At 68.5% G+C, this 14,625-nt stretch carries 7 protein-coding genes and 1 riboswitch; of the genes, 2 read left to right on the top strand and 5 right to left on the bottom strand.

All coding sequences use genetic code 11. From position 1 onward, the window contains the following. Positions 1–83 precede the first annotated feature (83 nt). Positions 84–863 (bottom strand): TIGR03084 family metal-binding protein, encoded by a 780-nt coding sequence (locus ACOGI5_RS09850; RefSeq protein WP_419864243.1) that lies wholly within the window; start codon positions 861–863, stop codon positions 84–86. Between the two features lie 65 nt (positions 864–928). On the opposite strand from ACOGI5_RS09850, the gene ACOGI5_RS09845 reads away from it, so the two are divergent. Next, on the top strand, positions 929–3,016 hold the full coding sequence (locus ACOGI5_RS09845) for an acetoacetate--CoA ligase (protein ID WP_419864242.1): 2,088 nt from the start codon (positions 929–931) through the stop codon (positions 3,014–3,016). 51 nt (positions 3,017–3,067) lie between these two features. Then, the gene (locus tag ACOGI5_RS09840; protein ID WP_419864241.1) at positions 3,068–3,466 is read left to right on the top strand and encodes a hypothetical protein; all 399 of its coding nucleotides are present in this window, start codon (positions 3,068–3,070) and stop codon (positions 3,464–3,466) included. A gap of 28 nt (positions 3,467–3,494) precedes the next feature. Here the strand turns inward: ACOGI5_RS09840 and ACOGI5_RS09835 are convergent, their stop codons facing one another. The 4 genes from ACOGI5_RS09835 to ACOGI5_RS09820 form a co-directional block, all read right to left on the bottom strand. After that, positions 3,495–5,153: an ABC transporter permease gene (locus ACOGI5_RS09835; protein ID WP_419864240.1), complete on the bottom strand. Its 1,659-nt coding sequence runs from the start codon at positions 5,151–5,153 to the stop codon at positions 3,495–3,497. Between the two features lie 28 nt (positions 5,154–5,181). After that, positions 5,182–6,312: a thiamine ABC transporter substrate-binding protein gene (locus tag ACOGI5_RS09830; protein WP_419864239.1), complete on the bottom strand. Its 1,131-nt coding sequence runs from the start codon at positions 6,310–6,312 to the stop codon at positions 5,182–5,184. Beyond that, positions 6,300–6,408, bottom strand: a riboswitch (TPP riboswitch). (Overlaps the previous gene by 13 nt.) A gap of 50 nt (positions 6,409–6,458) precedes the next feature. Further along, positions 6,459–7,526, bottom strand: coding sequence for a 6-phosphofructokinase (locus ACOGI5_RS09825; protein WP_419864238.1), 1,068 nt, complete (start codon positions 7,524–7,526; stop codon positions 6,459–6,461). Between the two features lie 63 nt (positions 7,527–7,589). Next, entirely contained in the window at positions 7,590–14,462 is a 6,873-nt protein-coding gene (locus tag ACOGI5_RS09820) for a fibronectin type III domain-containing protein (protein ID WP_419864237.1), read from the bottom strand. Positions 14,463–14,625: the final 163 nt, after the last annotated feature.

Raw genomic sequence — 14,625 nt, 5'->3', positions numbered from 1 at the left:
GCACGCTCCGGGCGCGCGTCAGCACTGCGCCCGCGGGCGCACCGATCAGCACTGCGCCCCCGGCGCTTCCGGCAGCACGGCGCTCAAGCGGCGCGGCGACTCTCGGCGTCGGTCGGCGGTCCGGCGAATGCCTGGGCGATGTCCATCCACCCTGTCGCCAGCGGGCCGGTGACCGACAATCCGGTCTCGGTGTGATGGCGACGCTGCGTCACCGCCAGGCAGAAGTCGTAGGCATCGCCGCTCACCTTGTCGGCCGCATCTTCGGGACCCCACGTCCACAGCTCGCCGCTCGGGGCGTCCAATTCGACACGAACCGGTCCCTCTGGCACCTCGAGGCCCCGGTTCGCGTAGCTCCAGCCACGCGTGCCCACCCCGATGTGGGCAACGTGGCGCAGGCGGTCGGTGCGGGGCAGTTCCCGGCCGTGCGTATCGGCCACGTCATGCCCGTGCGACCACGTCTCCATGAGCCGGGCAGTCACGAACGACAGGGCCCCCATGGACGGTCCGAACCACGGAATGCGGTCCTTGCGGTCCAGCGGTCGCACGGCGGCCAGCATCTTGGAGCGCTCGTCGCAGAGCCAGTCCCAGATCTCGGCCCCCGACATGGAGGCGAAGTCGAAACCTGCCGCCGTGTGCAGATCCATCTCGCCGCGTGCCGCTGCGGCAGTGAAGTCCCCGAAGCGCTCGGGATCGACCACGGCGATCGTCGCCACCCAATCCGTCATGCCCAGATGCACCATCGTCTCGCGGCTGTCCCAGCCCTCCGCAGGCGTGGGCAGGCGCCACTGCTCCTCGCTGAGGTCACCCACCACGTCGCCGAGCGCGTCGTTCTCTGCCTGAAGGTCGTCGCAGATGCCGTCCATGGGTGGGGACACTACCCGCACGCTCCAGAGGCTGAGCAGTCCGCTCGTCCTCTATGTTGCGCTCGATGAGCAGCTCATCAGACAGCGACGACGCCGCGGTCGCCGACGCGAGCGTGCTGTGGCGCCCCGACGCCCAGCGACGTGCGTCGACTCAGCTCTGGCAGTTCGCCGAACGGGTGGGAATCGGGCTCGACCGGCACTCCTACGCGGACCTGCACGCGTGGTCTGTGCGGCATCCCGGGGCGTTCTGGCGCGCGGTGTGGGAATTCTGCGACGGCATCGGCGAACTCGGCCCGGAGTTCGTCCTGCGTTCGTCGGGCGGCGCTGCTTCAGCGGCTGGCACCGGAACGATGCCAGGCCCTGGTCTGGAGTTCTTCGCAGGCTCCAGCCTGAACATCGCCGAGAACTACCTACGGCCCGTCGCTGCTGGCGGACCGCAATCCGGCGACACTGCACTGGTCTTCATCGGCGAGGACGCAGCGCGGCTGACCATGACGCACGGCGAGCTGCGGACAGAGGTGGCAGTGTGCCAGCGAGCACTGGCGGCCGACGGCGTCAGCGTCGGCGACCGGGTTGCCACCATGCTTCCCAACGGTCCCGAGGCGCTCATCGTCTTCCTGGCCACAGCGTCGTTGGGCGCCGTGTACTCGTCGGTCAGCCCGGACTTCGGCATCGACGGCGTACTGGACCGCTTCGGCCAGATCTCCCCGACCGTCATGGTCGCCGTGGACGGCTACTACTACAACGGCGTGCGCCATCACACGGCCGGCAAGGCGGCCGAGGTGGCAGCCAGCCTGGCGGCAACAGGGGTTGAGCCCCGGCTCGTCATCGCGCCGTACGACCGCAGCGCACCTGCTTCACCGGACGACACGCCGGGCTCGCAGACGATGTGGACCGAGTGGCTGGCGCCTCATCGCGACGCCAACGGCGACGACCTGACCTTCGAACGGCTCGGCTTCGACCAGCCGGTGTACATCCTGTATTCGTCGGGCACCACGGGCAAGCCCAAGTGCATCGTTCACCGGGCCGGCGGCGCACTGCTGAAGCTCTGGAGCGAGCAGCGCCTGCACTTCGACGTCCGCCCCGGCGATCGCGTCATGTACTTCACCACCACCGGCTGGATGATGTGGAACTGGCTCGTCGCCGGGCTGGCCAGCAGCGCATCGCTGGTGCTGTACGACGGCTCGCCATTCCATCCAGGCCCGGCGCAGCTCTTCGACGTGGCCGACGAGTGGGGCGTCACGCTGTTCGGTGTCAGCGCCAAGTTCATTGAAGGCGCCATGAAGGCCGGCCTGCAGCCCGCGCAAACCCATGCGCTCGACACCGTGCGCACGGTCTCGGTGACGGGCTCACCCTTGGCGCCCGAGGGCTTCGACTGGGTGTACGAGCAGGTGAAGGCCGATGTGCACCTGGCCTCGTTCTCGGGCGGCACCGACATCTGCGGCGGCTTCGTGATCGGCGACCCGACGGGGCCCGTCCGCCGCGGCGAGATCCAGGCGTCTGCGCTGGGCCTCGACGTCGACGTCGCTGACTCGAACGGCGGCTCGCTGGGTGCCGGAACGCAGGGCGAGCTGGTGTGCCGCAACGCGTTCGTGTCCATGCCGCTGCAGTTCTGGGACGATCCCGGCGACGCCCGTTACCGATCCGCATACTTCGAGCGCTTCGAGGGCGTGTGGCATCACGGCGATTTCGCCGAGTGGACGCCGAGCGGCGGGATGATCATCAGCGGCCGATCCGATGCCACCCTGAATCCCGGCGGGGTGCGGATCGGCACCGCAGAGATCTACCGCCAGGTCGACCGCATCGACGAGGTGCTCGAGAGCGTGGTGATCGGACAGCGAGTTCCCGCAGGCGGCGGAGCGCCGGCCAGCAGCGACACCCGGGTCGTGCTGTTCGTCAAGCTGCGCGAGGGCTTGACACTCGATGACGAGCTGATCGGCAGGATCCGCGCGCAGATCCGTTCCGGAGCGTCGCCCCGCCATGTGCCCGCGGTGATCGCCCAAGTACCGTCGATTCCCCGCACCCGTTCCGGGAAGCTGGTGGAGCTGGCGGTCAGGGACGTCGTCGAGGGCCGTCCGGTGACCAACGTCGAAGCCATTGACGACCCCGATGCGCTCTCCCACTTCGCGGACCATCCCGCGCTGGAGGCATGACGGCATCCAGTATGGCGGTGGACCCGCATGCCCCGCCGAGAGAGCCGACACATGATCTTCGCCAAGCCTGTAGCGGTATATCTGAAGCTGGTTGCCGCCGCCGTAGTGGTCAACTTCTTTGCCTTCCCCTTCTATGGCCCCGGCGACGGTCCGGACGATCCCGCGAACCTCGACGTCTGGACCGTCTTGGACTGGTTCATGGCGGCCGCTCTGGCGCTGGTGCTGGTCACGACGTGGCAACGAAGGTCGGCGGCAGGCCCCAACGATCGCAGCGCGAAGGCCATGTTCATCTTCGCCGTCGCTGTGACGATCGCCTTCGTCCCGAATTGGTTTCGCGCGATGGTGGACGGCGGTGACAACTTCACGATCTGGCACCTGATCGACACTGCGTTGCCGATCCTGCTGTGGACCGAAGGACACCGGCTCTGGAAAGCAGCCGCTGGCCGCTGACACCCTCGTCGTGCGCCCGACGCCGGGGCTAGAACAGCGATTCGTCGGTTCGGCGCAGCCCCTCGATGACGAGCACCGAGGCAGCCGTCGCAGCCATGAGCACGACGGCGAGCGCCATGGCTTGGCCCCGCAGCGTCTCCCCCGGGGTGCCGAGCAGCCGGAACAGCGCCAGCGGTGCGGTGAGCGTGTCGGGCCGCCGCGGCAGGAATGCCGTCGCGCCGAACTCGCCGAGCGACACGGCGAAGGCGAACGCCGCGCCGACCGCCACCGCTCGGGACGCAATGGGGACATCGACCTCGCGGCGGGTGCGCAGCGGTCCCGCACCGAGCACTGACGCCGCTTCCCTCAAACGGTCATCGATCGAGCGCAGCGTCGGCACCAGCGTGCGGACGACGAACGGCATCCCGACCAGGGCGTGAGCGACCGGAATGATCCACCACGCCGTGCGGAACTCCAAGGGAGGCGTGTCCAGCGCCAGCAGCATCCCGAGCCCCACGGTCACGGCGGACACGCCGAGCGGCAAGGTCAAGCCGACATCGAACAGCTGCCGCAGCCGGCCCGGGCCGGCCGGCCGTGCGGCGTGAGCCCGGCCTCCCACGACGACAAACGACGCCAATGCGCCGATACCGGTGGCAATCAAGGTCGCGAGCACGGCGAATCCCAGCGAGTGGCGCAGCGCCGCGAGTGCGGTCGTCGGCAGCATCTGCACGCGATCGGCCAGCGCTGCGAAATTGGCCACGCCGTATCCAGCGCCAGTCGCGAATGACCGCTCCACCAGCGTGATGATCGGCACGCCCAGCAGCACCGCGGCCACCGCGGCATTGACAGCGATCACGCTGCGCCGTCGCCGCGGCGCCGTGCGTCCGGGCGCCCGCCGAGCCACCGCCCGACGCCGCTCCGCCACCCCCGCCAGCGCGACCAGCGCTGCGACGGCGACTAGCTGGCACAGTGCCAGCGCCGATGCCGTCGCGAAGTCGAGCCGCGTGATGGCGTACCGGTAGATCTCGGTCTCGACGGTGGCGCGTGTCGGGCCGCCGAGAATCAGGATCACCCCGAACGACGTGAACGAGAACAGGAACGTGACAGCCGCGGCTGCAGCGACTGCAGGCCGCAGGAGGGGCCAGGTCACGTGCCGGAACGTGCGCACCGGGGTCGCGCCGAGCACGGCAGCCGCGTCCGCGTTGCGACCGTCGAGGCCGGCCCACCACGAGCCCACCGTCCGCACCACCACGGCGTAGTTGAAGAAGACGTGCGCCAGCAGTATCGCCCACACCGTGTGGTGCAGCGACAGGGTTCCGCCATCGAGACCGAATCGATCGAAGACTGCTTCGAAGGCGCCGGCAACCACCACCGTCGGCAGCACGAACGGAACGGTGATCACCGCACGAACGACCCGCCGCGTCCTCGGTCGCAGCCGTGCCAGCGCTGCCGCCGCAGGAATGCCGACCGCAAGGGTGAGGGCGGTCGATGCGACGGCCTGCCAGATCGTGAACCACATCACCCCACGAATCGCGGAGCGTCCCTCGAGGTCGCCGAGACTGCTGAGCCCGTCCGCCACCACGGTGAGCACCGGGTAGGCGAAGAACACCGCCAGGAAGGCGAGCGGCGCTATGGCGGCCAGCACCCAGCCGCCGATGGCCGCCACCTGGCGCCGCTGCAGCGGTCGGGCCACCTTCACATCGCCCATCAGCTCTGCCAGCGGGCGGGCAGCGGGTTCAGCGCAGCACGATCTCCACCCACCGCTCGGTCCACGCGTCACGGTTGGCCTCGATCTCGGCCGGGTCGAGCATCAACGGGTCCTCGGGAACTGCGGTGTGCTCGACAAACTCGGGCGGGAGTGTCGCACTCTCGATGACCGGGTACACGAACATGTTGAGCGGAACATCGTTCTGCCATGTCTCGCTCAGCATGAAATCTATGAGCGCACGCGCCCCGGCTTCGTTGTCGGTGCCCGTCAAGATGCCGGCGAACTCGATCTGGCGGTAGCACGACTCGGTGATGACGCCCGTGGGCGCTGTATCGGTCGGCGGATCGGCGTAGATCACCTCGGCGGGCGGGCTGGAGGCGTACGACACGACCATCGATCGGTCGCCCCCGCCGGAGATGAACTCGCCGTAGTAGGCGTCCTCCCAGCCGGCGGTGACGGTGACGCCGTTGTTTCGCAGATCCTCCCAGTACAGCTCCCAGCCGTCGCCGAAGGAAGCAATGGTGGCGAGCAGGAACGCCAGGCCCGGCGAGGATGTTTCAGGATGCTGCACCACCAATTGGTCGGCGAACTCACCGAATGTCAGCTCGTCGAGGGTCACGGGCTCCCAGGGCACCGCGTCCTTCCAGTAGTTCACGCACACATCGCCGTAGTCCACCGGGGTGACGCGATGGCGCGGATCGATCTGCAGATCCTCGGGCACGCCGGCAAGTGCCGGCGATTCGTACCGCTTGAAGATGCCGGCGTCGAGGCCTCGCTGGAGGAACGTGTTGTCGATGCCGAACAGCACATCGCCCAGCGGTGCGGCCTTGGTGAGGATGGCCTCGGCCACCAGCGTGCCGGCGTCGCCGACCTCGAGCAGCTCCACCGTCACGCCTGTCAGCGCCGTGAATTCCTCGAGTGTCCCGTCGGACAGGTTGAACGAGTCATGGGTGATCAGGGTCACGGTCGTGCCGTCGATCGACGGCTCGGTGGTGGTCGGCGCAGGGGCCGCCGCGTCGTCCGCCGGGGACTCGGTCTCGGGTGGGATCGGCGTGTTGGTCTCGGGCGCGTCGCCGTCGCCGCATGCCGCCACGAGCAGCATCGTCGCCGCGACGGCGACAGCGAGTCGGTACGGCCTGCGCACTCGGTGGGTGGTCATGTGCTTCCTCCGCTGGCATTACCCAGATCAGGTTCTCGGGTCGGCGACGGCACTGCCGTCTCCCTCTCAGCCCCATGGGCTCCCCGGTATGTGTTGTCGCCGTCACCCTACCGTGCGGCGCCGGCCGGCTGGCCCCAGAACGGGTCTCAGAACCAGCGACGCGAGGTATGCAGGGGTGTCAGCACCGGCGCTGTGGAGATGAGATCCAGCAGTTCCAGTTGGTCCTCACTGAGATAACGAGTGCGACCCGCAACCTCGGCGAGCGGCTGCAGGGCGATGCCTGTGGAGTGCACCCCCACCATGCATCCCGATGTGCCCTCCATGAGCACCTCGACCGCGCGGGCGCCAAGCCGGCTGCCGAGCAGCCGGTCGGCCGGCGTCGGCGGCCCGCCACGCTGGATGTACCCGAGCACGGTTGTGCGCGTGTCGTAGCCGGTGCGTTCCGCAAGCAGGTCGCCCACGAACTGCCCCATGCCGTCGAGGACCCGGTTGCCCCACTCGTCGGTGCCGGTGTCGGGCATCTCGACGCTGCTGTCGGGAATCGCGCCCTCGGCGACAACCACGATGGACGCGTTGCGGTCGCGGTGATGCCGCGCGATGAGGCGCTCGGCGATCTCGTCGATGTTGAACGGCGCTTCGGGAACCAGGATCGCAGCGGCGCCCCCGGCGATTCCCGCACCGGCAGCTATGTGGCCGGCCTGGCGGCCCATCACCTCGAGCACCATGATCCGGTTGTGCGACTCAGCGGTGGTGTGGAGCCGATCGACCGCCTCGGTGGCCACTCCCAGCGCCGTGTCGAATCCGATGCAGACATCGGTTCCCTGCACGTCGTTGTCGATCGTCTTGGGCACGGCGATCACCGGGAAGCCGGCGTCGGAGAGCCGTCCGGCGGTGATCAGCGTGCCGTCGCCGCCGATCGTCACCAGTGCGTCGACGCCGTCTCGCTCGAGCTGCGCGATCAGCGGCGCCGCACCCTCGGTCTCGAGGCGACGGCTGCTGCGGGAGGTGCCGAGCATCGTGCCGCCCCGTGGCAGTGCGCCTCGCATCGCCTCGGAATCGAGCTTGACGCTGTCGCCTTCGAGCACGCCGTTCCAGCCGCGCCGGTAGCCGATGACGCTGCGGTCCAGCTCGTGGCCGGCCGCTCGCACGACTCCCCGGATCGCCGCGTTCAGTCCCGCGCAGTCGCCGCCGCCGGTGAGCACCCCGATTCGCACGGGCTCAAGCTACGCGACTTCCGTCGGGGCCCCGTTTCACCAGGACCGGACACAGGGCGGCGGTCAGGAGCCCACGGTCTCCGATTTCTCGACCCAGCGGCTGTTGTAGCTGCCGCTGACGAGGCGCAGGCGAATCGTCAGCTGCGTGCCGGCGGTGCCGGTGATGCTGTAGGGAAGCTGGCCCTGGGTGACCGTGGCGGTGCGGCCGTCGGCGACATCGTCGGAATAGTCCTCGCCGGCGGCCTTCCACTGGATCTCGATCTCATCGACCCAATCGAGGTTGATGTTGCGCGAGTTGTTCCAGTTCGCGTCGATAAGGCCCGATCCGGCTTCGAGCACGATGCCGCCGGGGTTGTTGATCGGGCAGCCGTCGTTGGCCCACGGGTTGCGGCCCGCGGATGGCGTGCCCTTGGTCTTGGCCTCGTTGGTGGCGCCGGAGTTGCTGCAGTAGCCGCCGAAGAGCGTGCTGAAGTAGTTGACCGGCACCACCCGGTAGCTCAGCGTGCCGAGTTCGTGCACCTGGAATGCGCGTACGTGCCTCCACAGCTTGGCCGCATTGACGTCGTAGCTGCGGTCGTAGATGTCGGAGCCCGACGCGCTGTACTCGGAGGCGAACCAGTCGGGGATGTCGCCCGCCAGCACGTCGCGGATGAGAGCCTCGTCGGCTGCGCTCGGATCGCCGTCGAGGTTGTTCGTCAGATCGTCGCAGTGCCTCCAGTAAAACGTCTGTCCGATGCTGGTGAGATCGCTCGGTTGGAACAGGTTGAACGGGTCGGGCAGATCCCCGCTCAGGGCCTCGGCCTTGGCGTCCTTCGTCACCACGTACAGGATGAGGTCGGCCAGCAGCTCGTGGGCTTCGCAGTACTGGCGGTCGCTGATGCCGCCTCCATTGGGGTGCTCCACGTTCATGTACACGAGGGCCATGCCGACCGAGGCGACGTCGCTGCCGTCCTCGGTGATGAAGTCGGCCATGTCGGTTGTGAGGGTGTAGATGTGGGCGAGTTCGTGCAGGAACGTGGACAGGTGGTCGGGGTCCTCCCGCTCGATGCCCTTTTTCAGCTTCACCTCGCTGAATGTGGCGGCCGGCAGGTTGTTCCTGGACGCCGCCGGGTCCATGTAGATGTTGGTGACGACGACGCCGTTGGCGTCCAGTGACTGAACCTTGATGTTGTGACCGGGTCGGCTGTCGAGGAATCGCCACACCCGGCGCAGCCACAGCCAGTCGTCTTCGAGCACCTCGATGATGTTCTTCTCGGCCCAGTGGTTGTACTCTGCCTCGTTCTGCAGCATCGTGTGCTCGAGCACGTCGCTCGGGTCGCTGTCGCCGCCGTCGTTGTAGGCGATGACCCGCACCTCCCAGTCGGTGCCGTTGCCGTCGTTGTCCCTGGCGCCGCCGAGGTTGATCTCGTACGACTTGCCGGAGCCCCTCGTCACCTGCCGGTTGACGGCGTCCCAGCTCTCGCCTGCCTGGCGCCACTGGATCCTGTAGCCCTCGGCCCTGGCCGCCCCGCTCCACTCCAGCTTCAGCTTGCTCTCGATCAGTTCGGGCTTGATGTCGAGATTCCTGGGTATGGCGGGCACAGCCCGCGCCACGCTGGTGACCGTGCTCGCCCACGTTGTGCCACTGGGGGACCCGTGGGTGGTGCCCACGCGCACCACGTAGGTGGTGTTGGCAGTGAGCCCGGTGATGGCGGCGGTCGTGCCGTTGATGGACACCCCGCTCGTTGTCCATGCGTCGCTCGCGCCGTCTGCATCCCTGTATTCCACGACGTAGCTGTCGACGTCGCCGCTGGGCGCGGCCGGTGCCGACCACGACACCATCAGGTTGTCGTTGCCGCTGCCGCCCTTCACCACCACGTCGCGAGGCGTGAAGTCCACGGCCGGCGTCGCCGTCACGGTGACGTAGTAGCTGGTGTCGGTTCCGAACGTGTTGGAGGCGCCGACCCGCACGTCGTAGGCCGTGTCGTTGGTGAGGCCGGTGATGGTGGCGGTGGTGCCGGTGATGGTCACCCCGGTGTCCGACCACGCATCGCTGGTGCCGTTCTCGCGGTACTCGACGATGAAGGTCAGGTTTGACGAGCTGTGGCCGCCGGTGTTGGTCGGCATGCTCCAGGTGACCACCAGCTCTTCGTTGCCCGGCGTGGCCGCAACGTGTCTCGGAGCTCTCGGTGCACTTCCCACCGGCGTGCCGACCGATTCGCTGGCGGTGCTGCGGCCCTTCTCGTTGATCGCGGCGACCCGTACCTCGTAGTCGACATCGTTGACCAGGCCCGTGACGGTCGTCTCTTCGTTGGCGCTGTTGGTCGCGTTCTCGCCGAACTGCCGCCACTCGTCGTCGCCGTCCTCCTTCCACTCCACGACGTAGCTCAGCGAGCTGAACCCGCCAGTCTCGGTCGGCTCGTCCCAGGTGAGCTTGAGCCCCCTGTTCTTGGCCTCGACCACCAGGCTGCCCGGCTCGCTCGGCACCGTCCCGACCGGCGTACCCGAGACCTCCTCGAACGGACCGGTGCCGGCGGTGTTGCTGGCAGCGATCCGCACGTCGTATTCGGTGCCGTTTGCGAGGCCGCGGATGACGGCGGTCGTACCGGTGATGGTCACCCCGTCAGCGGACCAGTTGCCGCTGGTATCGGCTTCGCGATGCTCGACCACGTAGGTCAGATCGGTGTAGCCGCCGTCGTCGATCGGCGCGCTCCACGACAGTTCCAGCTTGCCCCCGCCCTCGAGCGTCACCGTGGGACTGCGTACAGCGCTGGGCTCGGTGCCGAGCGGCGTGCCCTTCGCCGATGGCGTCGAGAAGGCGCTCTGGCCGGCCGAGTTGACGGCCTGCACCTGCACTTCGTATTCCTGGCCGTTCACCAGGCCCGAGATCGTCGTCGAAGTGCCCGCGATTCCCGTCCCTCCATTGAGCCACTGAGCGGTGTCAGTGGGGTCGGTCTCGCGGTACTGCACGTTGTAAGTCAGCAGCGAGGCGTCGTAGCCGCCGGTGCTCGACGGGGCCGTCCACGACACGAGCAATGCCCGGCCGCCTGCCTGCGCCCCCACGCTGCGGGGCACCCCCGGCGCGGCGCCTACCGGCGTGCCCGTGCTCTCGACGAAGTCGCTCCTGTCGGCGGGGTTCACGGTTCTGACACGCACCTCGTAGGTGACGCCGTTGTCCAGGCCGGTGATCGTCGCGGTGGTCCCTGAGATGCTGACTCCGGTGGTCAGCCAGCCGCCGCCGAGCTCCTGCTCGCGGTACTCCACCACGTAGGACAGGTGGGAGTCGGCGTAGCCGCCGGTGTCGGCGGGTGCGGTCCACGGCACGGTCAAGCGCCCGTTGCCCGCGGTGATCGTGCCGATCGTGGGTGCGCCGGGCTCGTCGCCCTCGGGGGTGCCGGTGGCGGTGGCGAAGCTGCTGTCGCCCGCAGGATTGGAGGTCTTGACCTGCGCCTGGTACTCGTCGCCGTTGTCGAGGCCGGTGATCGTGGCGGTGAACCCCGAAGCGGGAGTCCCTGAGACGCTGACTCCGGTGGTCAGCCAGGCCCCGCTGGTGCCCTTGCGGTACTGCACCGGGTAGCTCAGGAACGAGCTGCCGTAGTCGCCGGTGTTCGACGGTTCATTCCACGACACTGCCAGCGACCCGTTGCCCGCGGTCACCCCGCTGATGGTCGGCGGATCGGCACTGGTGCCCCTCGGCGTTCCCGATGTGCCCGGCGGCGCCTGTTCGGTGAAACTGCTCGAACCAGCCGGGTTCACCGTCGCGACTTGGACTTGGTATTGCTTCCCGTTGTCGAGGCCGGTGATCTTCGTCGAGGTTCCCGACACTCCCGTCGGCCCGTCTGTCCATGACCCGACACCAGTCTCGCGGTACTGCACGTCATAGGACAGGTGTGCGGATGCGTACCCGCCGGTCTCGGTGCCCGTCGGCGCGGTCCACGTCACCGTCAGTTCGCGGTTGCCTGGCGTGACCGACACGGCAGTCGGCGCTTCGGGCGCCTCGCCCGCCGGTGTCCCCGATTCAAGGTCGCTGTAGTTGCCGGTCCGGTTGCCCGGATTCGTCGCAGCAATCTGCACCTGGTACAGGTCGCCGTTGTCAAGATTGGGAATCGTCGCCGACGTGGCGGACTGGGCCGAGGCATGGGTCGACCAGCCCCCGGTCGTGCCCTTGCGGTACTGCACCGAGTAGGTCAACTGGGCGGTCGTGTAGGCGCCGCCGGTCTCGGTCGGCGCGGCCCACGTCACCGTCAGTTCGCGGTTGCCTGGCGTGACCGACACGCCCGTGGGCACGCCTGGCGCATCGGCCACTGGCGTGCCCCTCACCGCTGTGGTGTAGCCGCTGATGAGATTGAGGACTGCCGTGTTCTGCGCCGCCACCTGCACCTCGTACTCGTCGCCGTTGTCGAGGCCGGTGATCGTGGCCGGCGAGCTGGAGACGTTCGGGCTGAGGGTGTCCCAGAACGTGGCGGAAACTTTGCGGTACTGCACCACGTAGGTCAGGAACGATTCGGCGTAGCCCCCAGTGTTGGAAGGCGTCAGCCAGTCGACCCGCAACGAGCCGTTGCCGGGCGTCAGCCTGACGCTGCGCGGCGTGCTGGGCGCGGTGCCTACCGGGGTGCCCGTAGTGGTGGCGTAGCTGGGGCTGATGCCGGCAGGGTTCTGGGCGGCGACCCGCACGTTGTAGGCGACGCCGTTGTCGAGGCCTCGGATGGTGGCGCTCAGACCCGCGATGTTGACTCCTGTGCTCAGCCAGTCGCCGGTGGTGCCCGCTGCGCGGTGCTCCACCACGTAGGTCAGGAGCGAGGCGTCGTAGCTGCCGGTGTCGGGCGGGACGAACCACGACACCTGCAACTGTCCGTTGCCTGCCGTCACGGTGTCGATCGTCGGGGCGTCAGGCGGATTGCCGACGGGCGTGCCCCGCTTGGTGATGGTGTTGCTGGAGCCGCCCGGCGTCTTGGCCGCGACCTGCACCTGGTATTCGACGCCGTTGTCGAGGTTGGGGATGGTCACCGACGTGCGGGTCTCGTCGGTGGCGAAGGTCATCGTGGTGCCGCCGCTGATCTTGCGATACAGCACCGAATAGCTCAGGTGCTCAGCCGCGTACCCGCCGAGACTCGAGGGCGCCTGCCACGACACGTCGAGGCTCCCGAAGCCAGCCGTCACCGTCACGTGCTGCGGCGCGCTCGGCCCGCTGCCGAGGGGCGTGGCCTTCTCGGTGGCGTAGCCACTGGACAGCACCGGGTTCTTGGCCCTCACCCGCACCTCGTATTGGGTGCCGTTGTCGAGGTTCCCGATGGTGACCGAGGTGCGGGTCTCGTCGGTGGCGAACGTGTTCCAGCTGCCGCTGCCGGCTTCCTGGTACCCGACCTCGTAGGTCACCGATGCGTACCCGCCCCGCTCGGACGGTGCCTGCCATCTCGCTGTGAGCTGGTTGCGGCCGGGTGTCAACGAGAGACTGCCCGGCTCGCCCGGGGCCCTGGTTCCCACCGGCTCACCTTGGACCACGACGAAGGTCCCGGTTCCGGCGCTGTTTCGGGCCGCCACCTGGACCTGGTAGGTCACGCCGTTGACCAGATGCTCGATCTTGGCGCTGCTGTCGTCGTTGGTCACGCCTGACGACAACCAGCCGCCTGTCGAGCCAGCCCGGTGCTGCACCACGTAGGACAAGTTCGGGTCGCCGCCGTCGCTGTTGGGCGGATTCCAGGTGAGGTCGAGCGTGGTGTCGCCTTCGACGGTGATCCTCACGTCCTGGGGCACCCCCGGCCGCAAAACCGGCGCCCCTTGGGTCTGCCGGGCGGAGGTGCTGCCGCCGCTTCCGGTGCTGACGCCGCCGCCGCCTCCGCCGCCGCCTCCGCCGCCACCGCCACCACCGCCTCCGCCGCCGCCTCCTGCGGAGCCAGCTTGGGAGGAGTCCTGGATGTAGCTGTCGAGGGCGGTCTGGGAGATGGCGGCATTGCCGCCGAAGACGTTCAGGGTGACGCCGTCGAGGTGGGCTGCGCGCATGCGGTTGATGTGGCTGGCGGTGATCCGGGGCACCTCGCCGGTCCAGGCCAGCACCAGCGCGGCGCAACGCCCCGCCAGTAGCGGTGCCGCGGCGAACGCGTCGAATGGCACGTCGGCACGGGCCAAGCCCAGGTATGCCTGCCGCGGGCAGCCGTCGACCATCTCGCCGGCGGCCAGCGCCGCCAGGCGCCACGCCGTGCTGATCCGCGTCGCTCCCGCTACACGCTGCACGCCGATCCCCAATGCCTCAATCGCATTGGACACCTCAGCAGTCAGCGCCTTGATGCCGCCCATCACCAGCACATGGTTGACCGGGGTTTGCTGCAAGTACTGGCTCACCGACGGATGCAGCTCGTCGGGCGGCGTGAGCAGCACCGGATGACCCCCATACGCCGACAGCGGTCCGGCCACCAGAGCGTCCGCGAACACCTCGCCGCTGGCAACGAAGACGGTCCGGCCCGAGGCGCCCAGCGCCCCGGGGGTGCCGCTGCGACGCGCCGCCAGCACCGAGGTCTCGTACTGATCGGCGCCGCCCAGCCGCTCCACCTTGACACCTGCAGCTTCGAGTTGGTCATCCACCTCGCTCGGCACAGCGTCAGCGGTGGAGATCACGAGCGCCTTCGACACGCCCGCCTCGGCCAGGAACGCCATGGCGTCGGCGCGCAATCCCTCCCGAGGCGTCAACAGGATCGCAGCGCTCAGCTTCCCAGCCACCGACGACGCCACCACTGCGTCGTGCCAGCTCCGGCCGGACACCACCACCACCCACTCCAGCGACCCGCCCGCGTCTGCCGCCACCGCCTCGGCTGCCTGCAACGACGTGGCATACCGGTCCGCCCCGTAGACACGCTCGAATTCGACATCGCCCAAGTGCTCATGGGCACCCACAGGGCCCACGGGCACCACGCCGACCAGGCACACCACCAACAGCGCGATGCCCGAACGCCGCAACAACACGGGCAACCAGCCCGCGCGAGACGCGGCAGCGGTACCGGAACGTGTAGGGGGATGCATCAGACTCTTCGTGTGCCCGCAGGCAGCACGAGAAAATGATAGTTACAACTACGACAAACGCCGTCGGCCTCTCGTCCGCAGACGCGCAGCGTCTGTCCCACTGATG

This window comes from Candidatus Poriferisodalis sp. (assembly GCF_965208925.1).
Classification (GTDB): Bacteria; Actinomycetota; Acidimicrobiia; order Acidimicrobiales; family Poriferisodalaceae; genus Poriferisodalis.
This window is presented reverse-complemented; position numbering and strand designations above follow the sequence as displayed.

What these genes read in the sequence shown, in the direction of transcription:
- ACOGI5_RS09850 (WP_419864243.1), bottom strand. Translation starts at nt 863, where the DNA reads ATGGACGGCATCTGCGACGACCTTCAGGCAGAGAACGACGCGCTCGGC.
- ACOGI5_RS09845 (WP_419864242.1), top strand. Translation starts at nt 929, where the DNA reads ATGAGCAGCTCATCAGACAGCGACGACGCCGCGGTCGCCGACGCGAGC.
- ACOGI5_RS09840 (WP_419864241.1), top strand. Translation starts at nt 3,068, where the DNA reads ATGATCTTCGCCAAGCCTGTAGCGGTATATCTGAAGCTGGTTGCCGCC.
- ACOGI5_RS09835 (WP_419864240.1), bottom strand. Translation starts at nt 5,153, where the DNA reads ATGGGCGATGTGAAGGTGGCCCGACCGCTGCAGCGGCGCCAGGTGGCG.
- ACOGI5_RS09830 (WP_419864239.1), bottom strand. Translation starts at nt 6,312, where the DNA reads ATGACCACCCACCGAGTGCGCAGGCCGTACCGACTCGCTGTCGCCGTC.